The organism is Massilia soli, assembly GCF_016809835.1.
Classification (GTDB): domain Bacteria; phylum Pseudomonadota; class Gammaproteobacteria; order Burkholderiales; family Burkholderiaceae_D; genus Telluria_A; species Telluria_A soli.
Genome location: NZ_JAFBIL020000006.1, coordinates 386,403 through 406,583 on the forward strand (window position 1 = coordinate 386,403; position 20,181 = coordinate 406,583).

The 20,181-nt window shown below is 63.0% G+C and carries 18 protein-coding genes; 4 read left to right on the top strand and 14 right to left on the bottom strand.

Translation table 11 applies throughout. The features are described 5' to 3' along the window. Positions 1-61: 61 nt before the first annotated feature. A complete protein-coding gene (locus I4X03_RS16805; RefSeq protein WP_223469392.1) occupies positions 62-1,747 on the bottom strand; it encodes a DUF4214 domain-containing protein in 1,686 nt (561 codons plus the stop codon). Positions 1,748-1,923: 176 nt separating this feature from the next. Here I4X03_RS16805 and I4X03_RS16810 point away from each other — a divergent pair, with 176 nt between their 5' ends. Next, entirely contained in the window at positions 1,924-4,731 is a 2,808-nt protein-coding gene (locus I4X03_RS16810) for a valine--tRNA ligase (protein ID WP_223469393.1), read from the top strand. A 148-nt stretch (positions 4,732-4,879) separates the two neighbouring features. Next, positions 4,880-6,784, top strand: a complete 1,905-nt coding sequence (locus I4X03_RS16815) for a sensor domain-containing diguanylate cyclase (RefSeq protein ID WP_223469394.1) — start codon at positions 4,880-4,882, stop codon at positions 6,782-6,784. A 1-nt stretch (position 6,785) separates the two neighbouring features. On the opposite strand, the gene I4X03_RS16820 is transcribed toward I4X03_RS16815, so the two are convergent. From I4X03_RS16820 to tyrS, 10 genes are all read right to left on the bottom strand, one after another. Continuing rightward, the gene (locus I4X03_RS16820; protein ID WP_223469395.1) at positions 6,786-7,241 is read right to left on the bottom strand and encodes a YaiI/YqxD family protein; all 456 of its coding nucleotides are present in this window, start codon (positions 7,239-7,241) and stop codon (positions 6,786-6,788) included. A gap of 212 nt (positions 7,242-7,453) precedes the next feature. Next, positions 7,454-8,518 (bottom strand): Holliday junction branch migration DNA helicase RuvB, encoded by a 1,065-nt coding sequence (gene ruvB, locus I4X03_RS16825; protein ID WP_223469396.1) that lies wholly within the window; start codon positions 8,516-8,518, stop codon positions 7,454-7,456. A gap of 3 nt (positions 8,519-8,521) precedes the next feature. After that, positions 8,522-9,100 carry a Holliday junction branch migration protein RuvA gene (ruvA, locus tag I4X03_RS16830; RefSeq protein WP_223469397.1) on the bottom strand — a complete coding sequence of 193 codons (579 nt, stop codon included), beginning with the start codon at positions 9,098-9,100 and terminating at the stop codon, positions 8,522-8,524. A 22-nt stretch (positions 9,101-9,122) separates the two neighbouring features. Further along, complete coding sequence (gene ruvC / locus I4X03_RS16835; RefSeq protein ID WP_223469398.1) at positions 9,123-9,659, bottom strand: crossover junction endodeoxyribonuclease RuvC; 537 nt, start codon at positions 9,657-9,659, stop codon at positions 9,123-9,125. Positions 9,660-9,802: 143 nt separating this feature from the next. Continuing rightward, positions 9,803-11,389: a bifunctional phosphoribosylaminoimidazolecarboxamide formyltransferase/IMP cyclohydrolase gene (gene purH, locus I4X03_RS16840; protein ID WP_223469399.1), complete on the bottom strand. Its 1,587-nt coding sequence runs from the start codon at positions 11,387-11,389 to the stop codon at positions 9,803-9,805. 126 nt (positions 11,390-11,515) lie between these two features. After that, positions 11,516-11,749, bottom strand: a complete 234-nt coding sequence (locus I4X03_RS16845; RefSeq protein WP_131428581.1) for a helix-turn-helix domain-containing protein — start codon at positions 11,747-11,749, stop codon at positions 11,516-11,518. 70 nt (positions 11,750-11,819) lie between these two features. After that, a complete protein-coding gene (dusB, locus tag I4X03_RS16850; protein ID WP_223469400.1) occupies positions 11,820-12,863 on the bottom strand; it encodes a tRNA dihydrouridine synthase DusB in 1,044 nt (347 codons plus the stop codon). A gap of 129 nt (positions 12,864-12,992) precedes the next feature. Beyond that, positions 12,993-13,640 (bottom strand): histidine phosphatase family protein, encoded by a 648-nt coding sequence (locus I4X03_RS16855; RefSeq protein WP_223469401.1) that lies wholly within the window; start codon positions 13,638-13,640, stop codon positions 12,993-12,995. Positions 13,641-13,698: 58 nt separating this feature from the next. Then, a complete protein-coding gene (gene dtd, locus I4X03_RS16860) occupies positions 13,699-14,145 on the bottom strand; it encodes a D-aminoacyl-tRNA deacylase (RefSeq protein ID WP_223469402.1) in 447 nt (148 codons plus the stop codon). After that, positions 14,142-15,410, bottom strand: coding sequence for a tyrosine--tRNA ligase (gene tyrS / locus I4X03_RS16865; protein ID WP_223469403.1), 1,269 nt, complete (start codon positions 15,408-15,410; stop codon positions 14,142-14,144). Before tyrS ends, dtd begins: the two co-directional genes overlap by 4 nt. A gap of 172 nt (positions 15,411-15,582) precedes the next feature. Here tyrS and I4X03_RS16870 point away from each other — a divergent pair, with 172 nt between their 5' ends. Beyond that, positions 15,583-16,956 carry a M23 family metallopeptidase gene (locus tag I4X03_RS16870; RefSeq protein WP_223469404.1) on the top strand — a complete coding sequence of 458 codons (1,374 nt, stop codon included), beginning with the start codon at positions 15,583-15,585 and terminating at the stop codon, positions 16,954-16,956. A 130-nt stretch (positions 16,957-17,086) separates the two neighbouring features. Continuing rightward, a complete protein-coding gene (locus I4X03_RS16875) occupies positions 17,087-18,187 on the top strand; it encodes an anhydro-N-acetylmuramic acid kinase (protein ID WP_223469405.1) in 1,101 nt (366 codons plus the stop codon). A gap of 3 nt (positions 18,188-18,190) precedes the next feature. Here I4X03_RS16875 and erpA read toward each other — a convergent pair whose 3' ends face one another. From erpA to argC, 3 genes are all read right to left on the bottom strand, one after another. Beyond that, the gene (gene erpA / locus I4X03_RS16880; RefSeq protein ID WP_223469406.1) at positions 18,191-18,553 is read right to left on the bottom strand and encodes an iron-sulfur cluster insertion protein ErpA; all 363 of its coding nucleotides are present in this window, start codon (positions 18,551-18,553) and stop codon (positions 18,191-18,193) included. 52 nt (positions 18,554-18,605) lie between these two features. Next, the gene (locus tag I4X03_RS16885) at positions 18,606-19,004 is read right to left on the bottom strand and encodes a bactofilin family protein (RefSeq protein ID WP_223469407.1); all 399 of its coding nucleotides are present in this window, start codon (positions 19,002-19,004) and stop codon (positions 18,606-18,608) included. A 106-nt stretch (positions 19,005-19,110) separates the two neighbouring features. After that, a complete protein-coding gene (gene argC / locus I4X03_RS16890; RefSeq protein ID WP_223469408.1) occupies positions 19,111-20,160 on the bottom strand; it encodes an N-acetyl-gamma-glutamyl-phosphate reductase in 1,050 nt (349 codons plus the stop codon). Between the last annotated feature and the right edge of the window lie 21 nt (positions 20,161-20,181).

The window sequence follows — 20,181 nt, forward strand, 5'->3', positions numbered from 1 at the left end:
CATCTGTCGGCATGAAAAAAGGACGCTTCGGCGTCCTTTTTTTTGCCTGCCAACGCCGTCCCTACCCGTAGAACTGGGTGTACTCGATGCCGCCCGCAATGCTGCCGATCACCTGGGCCTGATTTTCCGGGCTGTCGCTGAACGCCATCAGCACCGCGCTCAATGCGCCGCCCTTGTTGTTCATCACGTCGAGCCAGTAATCGAACCCGGCCTGTTCCGGCTCGCGGTGCAGCACATTCTGGTAGAACTTCGTCAATGCCGAACTGTTGCTGGGCGCGGCGCCGTACAGGTCCCTGAACTCGGGCGCAGTGGTGAAAGCGGCGGAGATATCGGCAAGGCTCATGCCGTCGTCGAGCATGCCGATCCAGAAGCCCAGCCCGTCCAGGTCCGGCTTGCGGTCGAACGCGGCCTGGTATAGCCGGTACATGTCGCCCGCATTGCCATCGAGGTCCATCGCCAGGTGCTTGTCGGCGAACCACAGGCGCTGCACGCCTTCCAGCGTATCCCGGCCATCCCGCCCAAGCGTGTCGAGCACGGTCAAGGTGCTGCCGTCAGCGGCAAGAAGATACTCGGCAGCGCTGCCCGAAAATACCGCGATGTCGCGGCCTCCGCCACTGATCAGGAGGTCGTCGCCGGCGCCGCCGTACAAGGTCTGGCTCGCTGCGGTGCCGCGCAACACATCCGCAGCGGCGGTGCCGATGAAATCCGTGCCGAGCTTGCCATCGGCGAACAGCAGCGTTTCCATACCGTTCAGCCGGGCCACGTCGGATGGCGTCGCCTTGGCCGTGACCGTGACGGTACCGTCCAATTTGATGACCGAAAATGCGCTGCGCTCGCCGGCGAAGAATGCGGCGTCATTGGTGGCGGCCGTCCCCTGCAGCGTCAGAGCTCCGACGCCGGGGATGAAGGTATGCCCGTCCACCGACACGAGGGTGCGGACGTTGCGGTAGCCCAGGTCGACCAGCACCGCGACATCGAGGTCGGAGACCCGCATGCCGTCCACCAGGAGACCGTTCATCAAGTCGCTGCCCGCATGGACGAAAGCGTCGCCCTGCGCGCCGCCATCGGGGAGGTTGAGCACGTCGAGGTGGTGCACATTGGTCCAGCTGTCGAGCGGACGCAGCGGAACCTCATCGCCGTAGATCGCCTGGGCCGCGCGGCCGGTAAACCAGGCATCCAGTCCGTTCAGTTCGATCATCTGGTCGAACGGGGAAGTCCAGGCGGAACCTTCAGGTTCGGTCAGCGCATCCTCATCGCCATGGAAGCCGAGCATGTGCAGCACCTCGTGGACCAGCAGGGCAATGGTGCCGTCGGTTTCGGCCAGGGCAGCGCTGCCCCTTGCCACCAGGTCGGCCATGGTCCCCTCGCTAATGTACAGAAAACCTTCGACGGTATCGCTAAACCAGTTGCCCGTGCCGGTGGTCGCATTCCAGGGCATCAGCGCGCTCTTACCGGTCTGCACCTTGTACGCGACGTCGTTGACCAGACCGTTAAGTGCAGGAATGGTTCCCTCGGGCGAAGACCTGAACTGGCCGGAATAATTCGGCAAGGCGGCGGCGCTGTAAGCGCCATCGACCTCCGCATCGGTCTGGATGGTCACTTTCAGCAGGATATTGGCGGTCGCGGCCGAGACCAGTTCGCGGTCCAGTATCTTGCCGACCAGCGCCATTGCCCGCTGTATCAGCGCAAGCTGATCGGCGAACTTCGCGGTCGAATCGACGTACTGCGCAATGGCGAACGAAATCATACTTACCCAGGATAAAGTTACCATGAATCAATATTATGAGGTAATTCGCGCCGCCCGGCCAATTTTCCACTGGTGAGCGTGACAAACGCGACGCAGCACTTTTTTTTGCACAGCATCATTTGCTCGCATCGCTCCCTTATAATGCTTGTTTTCGCCTACAACACAGCCCACACACCATGGAATTAGCCAAGTCTTTCGAGCCCGCCGACATTGAACAGTTCTGGCGCACCGAATGGGAGCAGCGCGGATACTTCGCCGCCACCCTCGATGCCGACAAGCCATCGTTCAGCATCCAATTGCCGCCGCCGAACGTGACGGGCACGCTGCACATGGGGCATGCGTTCAACCAGACCATCATGGATGGCCTGACCCGCTACTACCGCATGCGCGGATTCAACACCGCCTGGATTCCGGGCACCGACCACGCCGGCATCGCCACCCAGATCGTCGTCGAGCGCCAGCTGGACGCGCAGAAGATCTCGCGCCATGACCTCGGCCGCGACGAGTTCATCAAGAAAGTCTGGGAGTGGAAGGAAAAGTCGGGCAACACCATCACCGGCCAGATGCGCCGCATGGGCGCCTCGGCCGACTGGGCGCGCGAATACTTCACGATGGACGAGCCGCGCTCGCAGACCGTGACCGAGGTGTTCATCCGCCTGTACGAGCAAGGCCTGATCTACCGCGGCAAGCGCCTGGTCAACTGGGACCCGGTGCTGGGCACCGCGGTGTCCGACCTGGAAGTGGTGCAGGAAGAAGAAGACGGCTCGATGTGGTACATCAAGTACCCGCTGGCCGACGGCAGCGGCCACATCACGGTCGCCACCACCCGTCCTGAAACCCTGCTGGGCGACGTCGCTGTCGCGGTCGACCCGACCGACGAGCGCTACATGGCGCTGCACGGCAAGATGCTGAAGCTGCCGCTGACCGAGCGCGAAATCCCGATCATCGCCGACGAGTACGCCGACAAGGCCTTCGGCACCGGCTGCGTGAAGATCACCCCGGCCCACGACTTCAACGACTACGCGGTTGGCCAGCGCCACAAGCTGCCGATGATCTGCGTGCTGACGCTGGAAGCGAAGATCAGCGACGAGGCGCCGCAAGCCTACCGCGGCCTGGACCGCTTCGCCGCGCGCAAGCAGATCGTCGCCGACCTCGACGCGCAAGGCCTGCTGCAGGAAGTCAAGCCGCACAAGCTGCAAGTGCCGCGCGGCGACCGCACCGGCGTCGTCATCGAGCCGATGCTGACCGACCAGTGGTTCGTTGCGATGAGCAAGCCGGCGCCGGAAGGCACCCACTTCCCGGGCAAGTCGATCGCCGAAGTGGCGCTGGAAAAAGTCGCTGGCGGCGAGATCAAGTTCGTGCCGGAAAACTGGAGCACCACCTACAACCAGTGGCTCAACAACATCCAGGACTGGTGCATCTCGCGCCAGCTGTGGTGGGGCCACCGCATCCCGGCGTGGTACGACGATGCCGGCAATATCTTTGTCGCCAAGACCGAGGAAGAAGCGCAAGCCAAGGCGGTTGCCGCCGGCGTCACCGCTCCCCTGCGCCGCGACGACGACGTGCTCGACACCTGGTTCTCGTCGGCGCTGATCCCGTTCTCGACCATGGGCTGGCCGGAGGAAACGCCGGACATGAAGGCCTTCCTGCCGTCGTCGGTGCTGGTGACAGGCTTCGACATCATCTTCTTCTGGGTCGCCCGGATGGTGATGATGACCACCCACTTCACCGGCAAGGTGCCGTTCGAGACCGTGTATGTGCATGGCCTGGTGCGCGATTCCAGCGGCCAGAAGATGTCCAAATCGAAAGGCAACACGCTCGACCCGATCGACCTGATCGACGGCATCGACGTCGAGACCCTGGTGGGCAAGCGCACCACCGGCCTGATGAACCCGCGCGACGCCGAAAAGATCGCCAAGGCAACCCGCAAGGAGTTCCCCGAAGGTATCGCCGCCTACGGCACCGACGCGCTGCGCTTCACCATGGCCAGCTACGCTTCGCTGGGCCGCAACATCAACTTCGACCTGGGCCGCGCCGAAGGCTACCGCAACTTCTGCAACAAGATGTGGAACGCGACCCGCTTCGTGATGATGAACACCGAGGGCAAGGATTGCTCGGCCAGCGACGCCGACCTGTCGCAGGCCGACCGCTGGATCTTGTCGCTGATGCAGCGCGCCGAGCTGGACGTGGCCAAGGGCTTCGAGGACTACCGCTTCGACAACATTGCGGCCACGATCTATAAGTTTGTCTGGGATGAGTATTGCGACTGGTATCTGGAAGTGGCAAAAGTCCAGGTACAGCATGGCACCGAAGGCCAGCAGCGTGCCACCCGCAATACCCTGCTGCGCGTGCTGGAAGTGATCCTGCGCCTGGCGCACCCGATCGTGCCGTTCGTCACCGAAGCGCTGTGGCAGGCGGTGGCCCCGCTGGCCGGCAAGACCACCGAAGGCAGCGGCGACTCGATCATGATGCAGCCGTACCCGATTGCCGACGAGACGCTGATCGACGTGCGGGCCGAGGAATGGATGACGCAGCTCAAATCGCTGACCGACGCTACCCGCAACCTGCGCGGCGAAATGCAGTTGTCGCCATCGCTGCGCGTGCCGCTGATCGTCGAAGCGGCCGATGCGGCCGGCAAGGAACGCATGCAGGGCTTCGCCCAGTACATCCAGTCGCTCGGCAAGCTGTCGGAAGTGAGCATTGTCGACACGCTGCCGGAGTCGCCGGCGGCGGTGTCGATCGTCGGCACCACCAAGCTGATGCTGAAGGTGGAAATCGACGTCAAGGCCGAGCGCGAGCGCCTGTCCAAGGAAATCGCCCGCATCGAAGGCGAGATCGCCAAGGTCAACGGCAAGCTGGGCAACGAGAGCTTCGTGGCGCGCGCGCCCGAGGCAGTGGTGGCGCAGGAGAAGGAACGCCTGGTCAATTTCTCGGCAACCATCGACAAGCTGCGCGAGCAGTTCGGCAAGCTGCCGGCTGCCTGACAACCTGCAGGCGGGCCATGAAAGCGGGATCGATCGATCCCGCTTTTTTTACGTCCGCGCGAAGCCACTCGCACTGCAAATTGCAGACGGGAAAAGCATAATTTGCTATTCTGAATTATCCGAGCAGCGGCAACACCACGGAAGCCAAATGTTCACCAACGCCCACCCAGCGACGCCAGTGCGCGGCCCTGCCGGTGCGTACTTTCGCCCGTGGGTATTGCTGCGCACCGTGTTGTTCATGCTGGCGTGTATCGCTGCGGTTGGCACCGGCGTGACGATGGAGCACGCCAAGCTGCGCTCGATCGCCAAGGCCGAAAGCAACCGCGACTTGAGCAACCTGGCGCGCGCGTTTTCCGAAGAGGTAGGCGCCACCATCAGCACGGTGGACGTATCGCTGATCGCCCTGCGCGGCCACTGGCAACGCGACCAGGCCAGCTTCGCCAGCACAGTCGAGCAACTGAACCGGCAGCTGCGCCGCAAGGTCTTTTTCCAGGTCAAAGCGACCGACCGCCAAGGCGTGGTGCGGTTTGCCAGCGGCCGGACGGAAACGCCCGCGGTCGACCTAAGCGACCGCGCACATGTGCGCACCCACCTGCAAGGCGATGGCCAGGACCGGCTGTTCATTAGCGCGCCGGTGATCGGGCGCACCTCCGGCGTCTGGTCGGTACAACTTACCCGTCCACTGTACGATGCCGCCGGCAAGGTCGACGGCGTCATTGTCGCGTCGGTCGCGACCGCCTATTTCGCGCGCTTCTACAACACCATCGACCTCGGTCCCGGTTCATCGATCTCGCTGGTCGGTTCGGGCGTGGTGCTGGCGCGCAGCTCGGGCAGGAACCCGAACGTCCAGGTTGGCGCGCGGCTGACCGGCTATCCGTATGACCCGAACACCGAACGCGCCGGCCTGTTCCGGCGCGTCAGCCGCATCGACGGCATCGACCGCTACTACGCCTGGCACAAGCTGGAAGATTACGGCCTGATCGTCACGGTCGGGCTGGCCACCGCCGACGCCCACGCGCGCTACGGAAGCCGGCAGCGTTTCGCGGCCATCATGGGCATCGGCATCCTGCTGGCGCTGTCGATGCTCGGCTGGACCGCGTTTGCCGCCAGGTACAACCGGCGCCGTTCGGTCAAGGCGCTGGAGGAAGCCGAGGTGCGCTGGAAACTGGCGCTGAGCGCGTCGGGTGCCGGCGTCTGGGACCTCAACCTGAAGACCGGGCGCCTGCTGCTGTCGTCGCAGGCCCAGGCCTTGCTCGGCATTGACGCCGGCATCGTGCCGTGGACCGTCGGCGCACTGCATGGCAAGGTGCACCCGGACGACCTGCCTGCCGTATCGGCCGCCATGCGAGCGCATCTCGATGGCAGGAGCGCTGATTTCATGGCCGAATACCGCGTGCTGCGCGCCGATGGCAGCACCCACTGGATTTCCGAACGGGCGGCACTGGTAAACGGCGGTGAACTTGGCGCGCCGAAACGCGTTGTTGGCACCGTCACCAACATCGACCAGCGCAAGCTGGCAGAACAAGAAATGCGCTACATGGCCAGCCACGACGCGCTCACCGGCCTGGCCAACCGCACCCTGTTCCGCGACCGCCTCGAGCAGGCGCTGCTGCATGCGAAACGTGACGACAACATGCTCGCGGTTATCTACTTCGACCTCGACAAGTTCAAGCCGGTCAATGACAACTACGGCCATGGCATGGGCGACCAGTTGCTGGTGCAGGTGGCGCGGCGCGTGCGTTGCAGCCTGCGCAAGTCCGACACGCTGGCGCGGCTGGGCGGCGATGAATTCGGCGTGCTGCTGGCCACCTGCGCATCGCAGGCGGACGCCATGAAAGTCGCGGAAAACATTCTCAGCCTGCTCAACATGCCATTCGAGACCGACAGTATCGCGCTGCGCATTTCAGGCAGTGTCGGGGTGGCGGTGTATCCGGAATGCGGCCCCGACGCGGCCGGCCTGGTGCACTGCGCCGACCAGGCGATGTACGCGGCCAAGCAAAATGGCCGCAACCAGGTGGCGCTGGCGGCCGCCAGCACGGAACTGCCGGGCTGAGCTAGCCGCGCTTGAAGTTGCGGGTCAGGTGCCGGTCGAGCGCGTTGCCGAAATTGCGCTGGTCGGCCTGGTTGAATGGCGCGGGACCGCCGGTATCGACGCCGTTCTGGCGCAGCTCTTCCATGAACTTGCGCATCGTCAGTTGCTGGGCGATGGTGGCGTCGGTGTAGAACTCGCCGCGCGGATTGAGCGCATAGCCGCCCTTGGCCAGCACATCGGCGGCCAGCGGGATGTCGCCGGTGACCACCAGGTCGCCCGCCTCCAGCAGGCGCACGATTTCGGCGTCGGCCACGTCGGCGCCGTTGGGCACCTGCATCGAGCGCACGAAACGCGATCCCGGCACGCGCATCAGCTTGTTGGCGACCAGGATCACTTCCAGCTCAAGACGTTCGGCCACGCGGTAAAGAATATCTTTGATCACACCAGGGCACGCGTCCGCGTCTACCCAAATCTTCATGCTACAGCCCTTTTTCGTATCATCGTGTTGCCCGCAGTATAACCGCGCGCCCTTGCGACGGGCTTCGCCGTGGGCGATGCGCGAGTTCGGAGGTTTCGGGGCGACTTTGGCGTTAGCACTAAGCATGTACGCGGATGACGGCTTCGCCTCTTCCGCCCTACGGTTAGCGGGAGCATCGTAGGGCGGAAGAGGCGAAGCCGTCATCCGCCGATTTAACTCGTCAAATTATCCCACAGGTCGCCGCTCGGGCTGAGGCGCGGGGCGGCAACGCCAAAGTGCTGGTACGCCGCCGGCGTCGCGACGCGCCCGCGCGGGGTCCGCTGCAAATAACCCTGCTGGATCAGGTAGGGTTCGAGCACATCTTCAATCGTATCGGCCGCCTCGCCGATCGCCGCCGCCAGGTTGCCGATGCCGACCGGCCCGCCGCCAAACTTGAACAGCACCGCTTCGAGCAGCTTGCGGTCCATGACATCGAAACCCACCGAATCAACATCGAGCATGATCAGCGCGGCATCGGCCATCGCCTTGGTGATGTCGCCGGTCCCCTTCACTTCCGCGTAGTCGCGCACGCGGCGCAGCAGGCGGTTGGCGATACGCGGCGTGCCGCGCGCGCGCATCGCGATCTCGTGCGCGCCGTCTTCGGTGATCGGCGCGTTCAGCAGCGCCGCGCTGCGCGTGACGATGCGGGTCAGTTCGGCCGCATTGTAGAACTCCAGCCGCGCGACGATGCCGAAGCGGTCGCGCAGTGGATTGGTCAGCATGCCGGCGCGCGTGGTCGCGCCGACCAAGGTGAACGGCTGCAGGTCGATCTTGACCGAGCGCGCCGCCGGGCCTTCGCCGATCATCAGGTCGATCTGGTAATCCTCCAGCGCCGGATACAGGATCTCTTCAACCACCGGCGACAGCCGATGTATCTCGTCGATGAACAGCACGTCGTTGGCTTCGAGGTTGGTCAGGATCGCGGCCAGGTCGCCGGGCCGCTCCAGCACCGGACCCGAAGTCTGGCGCAGGTTGACGCCCATTTCACGCGCGATGATGTGCGCCAAGGTGGTCTTGCCCAGGCCCGGAGGTCCGAACAGCAAGGTGTGGTCGAGCGCTTCGCCGCGCTTGCGCGCCGCCGAAATGAAGATCTCCAGCTGGCCGCGGATCTTCTCCTGGCCGACATATTCGTCGAGCTGCTTGGGCCGCAGCGCGCGTTCGATCGCTTCCTCGTTGGGCGAGGATGGCTTGGCGTCGATGATGCGCTGCTCGGAGAAATCGTCGGTCTGGATACTCATTGTTTATGCTTTCGACAGCGCCTTCAGCGCGAACTTGATGCCGTCGGACACACTCGCGCCGGTCGGCATGTTCTTCAGTGCGGCCGTGGCCTCCTTGTCAGAATACCCCAAAGCCAGCAGCGCGTTGAGGATGTCGGACTGGGTATCGTCGCGCGGCGCACCGGCCACGGCGCCCACATCGGCGCCCAGCTTGCCCTTGAGTTCGAGCAGCAAGCGTTCGGCGGTTTTCTTGCCGATGCCGGGCACCTTCACCAGGCGCCCTGCTTCCTGCAAGGTCACGGCCTGGGCCAGGTCGGTGATCGTCATGCCCGACAGTATCGACAGCGCGGTGCGCGCGCCGACGCCGCTGATCTTGATCAGCTGGCGGAACACCGCGCGCTCGTTGGCATTGCCGAAGCCGAACAGCAGGTGCGCGTCTTCGCGGATCGCCTGGTGCGTGAACAGGGTGACTTTTTCGCCGACATTGGGCAGGTTGTAATAGGTGCTCATCGGCACATCGACTTCATAGCCGACGCCACCGCAGTCGACCAGCAGTTGCGGCGGGTTTTTTTCGAGCAGGATTCCGGAAATGCGACCGATCATCGGGAGCCTTCTATTTATATAGTTAGACCAGGCGTCCGCGCTTCATGCGCAGGCCGCCGAGGGAGGGTGCGAGCGACTGGATCAGCGCCAGCGCGTCGACACTGTTGGCGTGGCAGATCGCCACACCGAGCGCGTCGGCGGCGTCCGACCCTGGCAGGCCCGGCAGCAGCAACAGGCGCGACACCATGTCCTGGACCTGCTCCTTGGCCGCCTTGCCGGTGCCGACCACGGCCTGCTTGACTTGCAGCGCGGTGTATTCCGCCACCGGCAAGTCCGAGCCTACCAGCGCGGTAATGGCGGCGCCGCGCGCCTGCCCGAGCAGCAAGGTGGACTGTGGATTGACGTTGACGAAGACTTTTTCGATGGCCGCGCAGTCGGGGCGGTAGGTGCGTACCACTTCGCCGATGCCGTTCAGGATGACCTTCAGACGAGGCGGCAAGGCGCCGTCGCTGCCGGTCTTGATGGTGCCGGAAGCGATGTAACGCAGCTTGTTGCCGTGCTTTTCGATGACGCCGAAGCCTGTCGTGCGTAGCCCTGGGTCAATGCCTAGAATAATCATGACCGAATGTTATACCGGCGGGCAACGCTTGTGGGGAAATACTGTGTAAAAACACAGTTGTAGGTAAGAAAAATGGGCTCCCCGCTTTCGCGGGGACGACGATGATCGTCGTTCCCGCGCACGCGGGAACCCAGGTTGCTTGCTTAGTGGCGGAAGTGGCGGGTGCCGGTGTACAGCATCACGACGCCGCGCTCGTCGGCCGCGTCGATCACTTCCTGGTCGCGCATCGAGCCGCCCGGGTGGATCACGCAAGTCGCGCCAGCGTCAACGACCACATCGAGGCCGTCGCGGAACGGGAAGAAGGCATCCGACGCCACTGCCGAACCGGCCAGCGACAGGCCGGCATTTTGCGCCTTGATCGAGGCGATGCGGGCCGAGTCGATGCGGCTCATCTGGCCGGCGCCAACGCCGAGCGTCATGCCGTTGCCGCAGAAGACGATGGCGTTCGACTTGACGAACTTGGCCACGCGCCAGGCGAACATCATGTCCTGCAATTGCTGCTGGGTTGGCTGCTTCTTGGTGACCACGCGCAGTTCGCCGATGCCGACGTTCTTGGCGTCCGGCGACTGCACCAGCAGGCCGCCGCCGACGCGCTTGACGTCGAACGGGTTCTGGGCGTCGCCCAAGGGAATTTCCAGCAGGCGCACGTTCTGCTTGGCCGACATCGTCGCCAGCGCTTCGGCGGTGAACGATGGGGCGATCAGCACTTCGACGAACAGCTTGGCCAGCGCTTCTGCGGCCTTGCCGTCGACTTCGACGTTGAACGCAATGATGCCGCCGAAGGCCGAGGTTGGATCGGTCTGCAGCGCGCGGCTGTACGCATCCAGCGCATCGGTGCCGATCGCCACGCCGCACGGGTTGGCGTGCTTGACGATCACGCAGCCGGCGCTCTGGCCGAGGCCGCCCAGCGACTTGACGCATTCCCACGCGGCATCTGCGTCGGCGATATTGTTGTACGACAGTTCCTTGCCTTGCAGCTGCTTGTACGCGGCCAGCGAACCGGCGGCCGGCGCCAGGTCGCGGTAGAACGCGGCAGCCTGGTGCGGGTTTTCGCCGTAGCGCATGTCCTGCACTTTTTCGACGGTGATGTTGAGCGTCTCGGGGAAGCTGCTGCGGGTGGCGTGCGCCTTGTCCGCGCCGAGGCTGGTCAGGTAATTGGTGATGGCGCCGTCGTACTGGGCGGTGTGGGCAAACACTTTCTTGGCTAGCATGAACTTGGTGTCGTAGCTGACCGGGCCAGCTTGCGCGCCGGTGCCTTTCATTTCCGCCAGCACCAGGCCATAGTCGGCAGGATCGCACACCACCACCACGTCCTTGTGGTTCTTGGCTGCCGAACGCAGCATGGTCGGGCCGCCGATGTCGATGTTTTCGATCGCGTCTTCCAGTGTGCAGCTGTCTTTCGCCACGGTCTGCTGGAACGGATACAGGTTGACCACGACCATGTCGATTTCCGGGATGTTGTGCTCGGACAGCTTGGCAACGTGCTCGGGGAAATCGCGGCGCGCCAGGATGCCGCCGTGGACCTTCGGATGCAGGGTCTTGACGCGGCCATCGAGCATTTCCGGGAAACCGGTGTAGTCGGCCACTTCCGTGACCGGCACGCCATTGTCTTGCAGCAGTTTTGCGGTGCCGCCGGTGGACAGGATGCTGACACCGAGCGTGGACAATGCGCGTGCGAAATCGAGCACGCCAGTCTTGTCGGAGACGGAAATGAGGGCTTGTTTGATCATGGTGAGTGGCCTGGTTGTGAAGTATACGGTGATGCCTGCCGATACGATCGCGGGGAAGATGCCTCGCCCGCGCGGCGGCGCGAATGGCTCGCGCTCGCTAGCACGGCCACCCGGTGCTAAAGAGGTTTACAGCAATCCGTGCTCTTGCAGTTTCTTGCGCAAGGTATTGCGGTTGATGCCCAGCATCTGCGCCGCGTGCGACTGGTTGCCTTCGGCGCGCGTCATCACGACTTCGAGGATCGGCCGCTCAACGGTCAGCACGACCATGTCGTAGATGTTCGACGGCTGTTGCTCGCCCAGATCATTGAAATAGTCTTCAAGGCTCTTTTGGACAACTTCCTGGATGCTTTCTTTGCTCATGTTCGTGCTTATCCTGCGTGTGTTGTGTTTCCGCCGCCGCTAGTGGCGGGGGCTGCCCCATGGCGTCTTGTTAAGCCGCCAGCGCTTCGCCGGCGTCGTCGCCTGCGGAGGAAACGTCCGCGGGGCGGTATTGTAACCGCTCCCCGAGACGGTGTTGCGATTCAAAAAATTTATCCACTGCTAATAGCTGCTCCGCCGTCGACTCAAGACGATTCATTTGCTGGCGGAAAGTTTCGCCGCCCGGCAGGTCTTGTACGTACCAGCCGATGTGCTTGCGCGCGGTGCGCACGCCGACGAATTCGCCGTAGAACGCATAGTGCGCCTGCAGGTGTTCGCTCATCAGGTGACGCACTTCCTCCACATACGGCGCCGGCAGATGGGTGCCGGTGCGCAGGTAATGGTCGATCTCGCGGCAGATCCACGGGCGCCCTTGCGCGGCGCGGCCGATCATCACGGCGTCGGCGCCGGTGTAGTCGAGCACGTAGCGGGCTTTTTCAGGGGTGGCGATATCGCCGTTGGCAACGACGGGAATGCCGACCGACGCTTTGACGGCGGCGATGGTGTCGTACTCGGCGTCGCCCTTGTAGCCGTCGGCGCGGGTACGGCCGTGCAAGGTCAGCATCTGGATGCCGGCCTGCTCGGCAATGCGCGCGATGGTCAGCGCATTCTTGTTTTGGCGGTCCCAGCCGGTACGGAATTTCAGCGTGACGGGCACATCGACTGCCTGCACCACTGCATGCAGGATGCGCTCGACCAGGTCTTCGTGCTGCAGCAGCGCGGAGCCGCACCAGCTGTTGCACACCTTCTTGACCGGGCAGCCCATATTGATGTCGATGATCTGGGCGCCGCGGTCGACGTTGAACTTGGCGCAATCGGCCAGGTCTTGCGGGTCGGCGCCGGCGATCTGCACTGCCTTCGGCTCCATTTCGCCGGCGTGGTCGGTGCGGCGCGAGCTTTTTTCGGTTGCCCACAGGCGCGGATTCGACGCCGCCATTTCAGACACGGCATAGCCTGCGCCCAGCTCCTTGCACAGCTGGCGGAACGGGCGATCGGTCACCCCTGCCATGGGAGCGACAAAAACATTATTGCGCAGTATGTACGGTCCGATTTGCACTGGTCAGCATAGAAAGAATGGCGGGAACCCTCTATTTTAACCGATTTACTGCTCAATTAATTAGCAGATTTGTCGCATCAGGGCGACGAAGCGGGTTCATGGGAGGCTAGATCGCACTGCGGAGAGGGACTACGGAAGCTCGTCCAGCGCCCCTTGTCGCAGATGGGCGACCTCGCCCCAGCTGTCGAGCACCAGCTTTCCTTCTTCAATCGTGAAGCGGTTGATGCTTGCGTTCATGACCTTGAAGGTGCGTGGTGTTTCCAGCGACAACGCAAGGGCGGCGCGATAGGCGCATTCCAGCACGCCACCGTGCGCCACCAGCGCCAGCGTCCCGCCTGGATACTTGTGACCCCAGGCGATGATGCTGGCGGTGGAGCGCTGGAAGAACTGGCGGAACGTTTCCGCCTTCCGCTCGCCATCTGGCACCCTGGAATCGACGTCGCGCGCCTGCCAGGCCGCGAATTCGGCCGGGTAGCGCTGTTCAATTTCCGCGTACAGCAAGCCCTCGAAGGCGCCATAGCAGCGCTCGCGCAAGCCTGGGTCAGTGTGAACGGGCATAGCGTGCAGGCGAGCGACCGCCGTGGCGGTCTGGTGCGCGCGCTGCAGGTCGCTCGAGATGATGGCGTCGACCTGCTCGCCTGCGAGGGCGAGCGCCAGCGCCGCGGCCTGGCGCTTGCCTTCGGCATTGAGCGCGATGTCGATATGGCCCTGCAAGCGGCGTTCGGCGTTCCAGGCGGTTTCGCCGTGGCGGATCAGGAGGATGCGGGTAGATGGCATTAATAGAGTGGTAAATGTAGGGCGGACGAGCGCAGCGTCGTCCGCCTAAGCGGTGGCCTTACTTCGGCTCGACTTGCAGCCAGAACGTCACCGGGCCATCATTGGTCAGCGAAACCTGCATGTCGGCGCCAAACTGCCCGGTTTCGACGACGGCATGCCGGGCCCGCGCAGCGGCGACAAAATGATTGAACAGGCGCCGTCCATCCTCGGGACTGGCAGCCGGCGTAAACGACGGCCGCGTGCCGGACTTGGTATCGGCCGCCAGGGTGAACTGAGGGACCAGCAACAGCCCCCCTGCGACATCTTGCACGCTGCGGTTCATCTTGCCGGCATCGTCGGAAAACACCCGATAACCCAGCAACTTGGCCAGCAGCGCGTCCGCCTCCCGTTCGGTGTCGCCCTTCTCCGCGCACACCAGCACCATCAAGCCGGGCCCAATCGCGCCGACCTGCTGGCCGCCGACCGCCACGCTGGCCTGGGTAACGCGCTGAAGCAGACCGATCATGCGCCGAGGGTCACGCGGGCGAACTTGCGCTTGCCGACCTGGAGCACGAAAGTGCCGGCGTCCAGCTTGAGCGCCTTGTCAGTGACGACGGCGCCATCGATGCGCACGCCGCCCTGGTCGACCATGCGCATCGCCTCGGAAGTGGAAGCGCACAGGCCCGCCTGCTTGAGCAGGTGTGCCACGCCCAGCGGCGCGCCGGCCAGCGCGACGTCAGGCACATCATCCGGAATGCCGCCCTTGGACCGGTTGACGAAGTCGGTCAGCGCATCGCCGGCCGCCTGGGACGAATGGAAGCGCGTGACGATTTCTTGAGCCAGCGCAACCTTGGCGTCGCGCGGATTGCGGCCACCCGCGACCTCGGATTTAAGCTGGGCGATATCGGCGATCGAGCGGAACGACAGCAATTCGAAGTATCTCCACATCATGACGTCGGAAATGCTCATCAGTTTGCCGAACATCGTATTGGCCGGCTCGGTAATGCCGATATAGTTGTTCTTAGACTTGGACATCTTGTCGACGCCGTCCAGGCCTTCCAGCAACGGCATCGTCAAAATACACTGCGGCTCCTGGCCATAGTCCTTCTGCAGCTCCCGGCCAACAAGCAAGTTGAATTTCTGGTCTGTTCCACCTAGCTCAAGGTCTGACTTCAACGCGACGGAATCGTAACCCTGCATCAACGGATAGAGGAACTCATGGACAGAGATGGGTGTCCCACTCTTGAAGCGCTTGGTAAAGTCATCGCGCTCCATCATCCGCGCCACGGTGTAGCGGGAGGCCAGCTCGATCATGCCACGCGCCCCGAGCGGGTCGGACCACTCGGAGTTATAGCGAATTTCGGTGCGCGACGCATCGAGCACCAGCGACGCCTGGCGGAAGTAAGTCGTGGCGTTTTCCTCGATCTGCTCTTTCGTCAGCGGCGGACGCGTCACGTTGCGGCCCGATGGGTCGCCGATCATCGACGTAAAGTCGCCGATCAAAAAGATCACCTGGTGTCCGAGGTCTTGCAGCTGGCGCAGCTTGTTCAGCACCACGGTGTGGCCCAGATGCAGGTCGGGAGCGGTTGGATCGAGGCCGAGCTTGATGCGCAGCGGTTGGCCGGTTTTCTCGGAGCGCGCCAGCTTCTGCGCAAATTCGCTCTCGATCAGCAGTTCATCGACGCCACGCTTGGTGATGGCGAGCGCTCCCAGGACGGAATCTGTCAGCGGCAGGGGTGTTGAACCATGCGCGGCGGCAGCGGTCTTAGGTGTGTCGGAAGTGGTCGTCATATTGTCAAAAGGGTAATTGTCCTACATTCTTTGCGAGATTCGTCCTACAAGCCGTTTTTTTTGCTATACTGCTCGATCCCATCAATCTTGCTGAACGAAAACATCTCACAGTTAATAAAAATAAAAAGTTGTAGTCTTACGGATGTTCAAGCAGCAAATTTTAACTGATTGCATGAACCCTACAAACAAAATCACAGGCAAAAGCTGGACCGGCCTGCTAGGCACAACGCGAAAGACGCGCATCCTTAGCGCATCTGCGATCTTCCTGGCAGTCTGCGCTTTCGGCACCGCCGCTGTCGCGCCAATCGCACCTGACGCGTCCAGCATTCCCCAAGTCTCCATCGCCCAAGATCTCGAGTTGCCGAACCTGGCAGACCAGATCGCAGCCCTCCAGGATGACGAACAGCAGTTCGACCAGGAAGAGCGCGTTCGTCCGGGCGACACCCTCGCTGCGCTGCTGACCCGCCTTGGTGTCGACGACGCCGACGCAGTCCAGTTCATCAAGACCGACAAGCTCGCCCGTGGCGTCATGCAGCTCAAGAGCGGCAAGCGCATCCAGGCCCGCACCGGCGAAAACGGCCAGCTGCTGTGGCTGCGCACCACCGTTGTCGACAGCCGCGACCTGCCAATCAAGAACATCACCATCGCGCGCCACGGCGATCGTTTCAAGGCCGAAGAGAGCCAGGTCCAGCTCGAGCGCCGCGTCGAAATGCGTTCGCGCGAAATCGCGTCGTCGCTGTACGCGGCAACCGACTCGAACTCCGATGGCAGCAAGCTGCCGGACGCGATCGTCGCCCAGATCATCGAGATGTTCTCGACCAATATCGATTTCCGCTCCGACCTGAAGCGCGGCGACCGTTTCAATGTCGTCTACGAAACTTTCTGGCAAGACGGCGTCATGGTACGCGCTGGCCGCATACTGGCTGGTGAATTCACCAACCGCGGCACGACCTATCAGTCGGTCTGGTTTGAAGACCCGCACAGCAAGCAGGGTGGCGGTTATTACAGTCTCGACGGCAAGTCGCTGAAAAAAGCATTCCTCAAGTCGCCGCTGGCATTCTCGCGTATTTCCTCCGGCTTCTCGATGCGCTCGCACCCGATTTCGGGTGTCTGGAAAGCACACAAGGGCGTCGACTACGCCGCGGCGACCGGCACGCCGATCCGCGCGGTTGGCGACGGCGTCATCGACTTCGCCGGCAGCAAGGGCGGCTACGGCAACTTCGTGCAGATCAAGCACTGGGCCAGCTACTCGACGGCTTATGCGCACATGAGCCGCTTCGCGCCAGGCATCCGCCGCGGCAGCAAGGTCAGCCAGGGCGACATCATCGGCTACGTCGGCTCGACCGGCTGGTCCACCGGCGCCCACCTGCACTTCGAATTCCGCGTCAACAACGAAGCACGCGATCCGCGCAAGGTTGCAATGATTCAACAAGCGCCGCTGAACGCCGCGGAACTGACCCGCTTCCGCATGGCCGCCGCCGACATGTCGCACCGCTTCGCGCTGCTGCGTCCAGCCGGCGCCGGCACCGCGATGGCCGCCCGCTAATCCGCTGCGCGCAAGGCGGTAAAAAAAACCTTCCTTGCGGAAGGTTTTTTTTCGTCCCTTGGGGGCAGGTCGAGATGCCCCCCAAAGTAGTACGCTGGCAAGGTCAGGCGCAATCGCGCATAATCGCAGCATGACAAATTCATCCCCCCTCTTCATTGGCCTGATGTCCGGTACCAGCATGGACGGCGTCGATGGCGTACTGGCCGACTTTAGCAACGGCAAGATCACCACCATCAAGGCCGCCTTCACCAGCTTCCCTGCCGCCTTGCGCAGCGAACTGATGGCCCTGCAGGCCAAGAGCGACAACGAGATCGAGCGCGAGGCGCTGGCCGCGAACCAGCTGGCACGGTGCTACGCCGAATGCGTCGCCGCGCTGTTGCCGCAGGCGCCAACGCGGGTCGCGGCGATTGCGGTGCATGGCCAGACCATCCGCCATCGCCCCGAACTCGGCTTCACGCGCCAGACCAATAATCCTGCCCTGCTCGCTGAATTGAGCGGCATCGACGTGATCGCCGACTTCCGCAGCCGCGACATCGCAGCCGGCGGCCAGGGCGCGCCCCTGGTGCCCGCCTTCCACCAGGCGCAATTCGGCCAGCCCGGACAGAACCGAGTGGTGGTCAATATCGGCGGTATCGGCAATATCAGCGTGCTGCGCGCGGACGGCAGGGTCAGCGGTTTCGATACCGGCCCGGGCAATGTGCTGATGGATGCGTGGATCGGCCGCCACCAGGGCAAGGAATACGATGCCGACGGCGCCTGGGCGGCGACCGGCACGGTCAGCCCGGCGTTGCTGGGCACCTTGCTGGAAGAGCCTTACTTTGCCCAGCCTGCCCCGAAAAGCACCGGCCGCGACCTGTTCCACGCCGAATGGCTGGACGCGCGCCTGGCGCAAGGGCCTGCCTTGTCGCCGCAAGACGTGCAGGCAACCCTGACCGCGCTGACGGCACGGACCATTGCCGACGCGATCAGGCAGGAGTCGACGGAGGTGGATGCGGTGTATGTGTGCGGAGGCGGCGCGTACAACGCCGAGCTGCTGCGCCTGCTGGCGGCTGCTTTGGGGGGAACGACGCGGGTGGAATCGACTGCGGTGCTGGGCGTGGCGCCCAACCGGGTGGAAGCGCTGGCGTTTGCCTGGCTGGGCTACCGCTTCACGCAGCGCGAAGCGGGCAACCTGCCGGCAGTGACGGGATCGACGGGCCCAAGGATCCTGGGCGCCCTCTACCCCGCGTAAGACTTATACCGAGAACGACGAGCCGCAGCCGCAGGTGGAACTTGCGGTTGGGTTCTTGATGACGAACTGGGCGCCTTCGAGGTCGTCCTTGTAGTCGATCTCAGCGCCAACCAGGTACTGGTAGCTCATCGAATCGATCAGCAGCTGGACGCCGTTCTTGACCATCGTGGTGTCGTCTTCGTTGACGATTTCGTCAAACGTAAAGCCATACTGGAAGCCGGAGCACCCGCCGCCCTGCACGAACACGCGCAGTTTCAGGTCGGGATTACCCTCTTCTTCGATCAGTTGCGCGACTTTTTCCGCTGCGCTATCGGTAAAGATGATCGGCACGGGGATCGCGTCCAGGTTTTCGACGACTGCATTCATTGGGAACTCCTACTTGGGAACAATTTGAATCATTATAGTCCGTTGGCGCTGCTCACGCTGCGGAGAGTTCAGCTGTTGCCAGATGGAACACTGGTTCCCCCGTCTGCATGTGCGTTAATTGCCCGGTTACCAAGGCACCGCCATGCATTTCGAGGGTTTTGTAATGGACATCCCCTACAATGCGGGCTTTCGGCTGCAATTCAAGCATTTCGGACGAATAAACCGGCCCGGCAATATAGCCGTTGACGATTAAATTTCCACATCGCACCTCACCTTCGATGCGCGCATGCTCGGACACGACCAGCACGCTGTCGGCGCCCTCGGCCGCGATCACGCTGCCGTGGACCTCGCCATCGATGCGCAGGCCGCCGGTAAAGCAGAGGTCTCCCTCGATACGGGCGGAAATGCCCACCAGACTATCAATTTCGCTTTTAGCGTTGCGACCGAACATGATGAGCCCCTTGTAAATGCGACCAGACGGTCTTGCCAATTTACCGTGCTCATCCTTGGATGCTTTGATCTAGGTCGTCCCGACGCAATGCATACCGTTTATATCCTTAAGGCAACAATGCGATCTGCTGCAATCCGGTGGTCTCCGGCAAGCCGAACATCAGGTTCATGCACTGCACTGCCTGGCCGGACGCGCCCTTGACGAGGTTATCCTGCACCACCAGGATCACCACCATGTTGCCCGGTGCGCCATCCTGTTCGGGACGGTGCAAGGCCAGGCGCAGCATGTTCGAGCCGCGCGTCGAACGGGTTTCCGGATGGGAACCGAACGGCATCACGTCGACGAAATCGGCATCCTTGTAGGCCTCTTCGAACAAGGCCTGCAGTGCGGCGTTATCGATGTCCTTGGTCAGGCGCGCGTACAAGGTCGCGTGCATGCCGCGAATCATCGGCACCAGATGCGGGGTGAACACCAGCCCGACCTTCTGGTCGGTAAAACGCTGCAGCTGCGCAACGGTTTCCGGCGTGTGGCGATGGCCGGACACGCCGTAGGCCTTGAAGTTGTCGCTCGACTCGGAGAACAAGGTGCCGATCTCCGCCTTGCGGCCGGCGCCCGACACGCCCGACTTGGCATCGGCGATCAGCGAACCGGCGTCGATGACGCCGGCCTTCAGCAGCGGCACGAAGCCGAGCTGCATCGTGGTCGGATAGCAACCAGGATTGGCGATCAGGAGCGCCGACTTGACCGCCTCGCGGTTCAGTTCCGGCAAGCCGTACACGGCCTCTTCCAGCAAGTGCGATGCGGTGTGGGGAATCTTGTACCACTGCTCGAAGGACGCCTGGTCCTTCAGGCGGAAGTCCGCAGCCAGGTCGATCACCTTGACGCCGGCGGCCAGCAGCTCGGGCGCCTGCGCCATCGCCACGCCGTGCGGGGTGGCGAAGAACACCACGTCGCACTGCTTCAAGTCGACTTTATCCGGCGCCGAAAACGCCAGGTCGACGCGGCCGCGCAGCGACGGGAACATGTCAGCCACGGGCAAGCCATCTTCCTTACGCGAAGTAATCGCGGTCAGCTTCACATCCGGATGGACGGCCAGCAAGCGCAGCAACTCCACACCCGTATAACCGGTACCACCGACGATGCCAACTTTGATCATGTTCATTCCTTCTTAAATGGT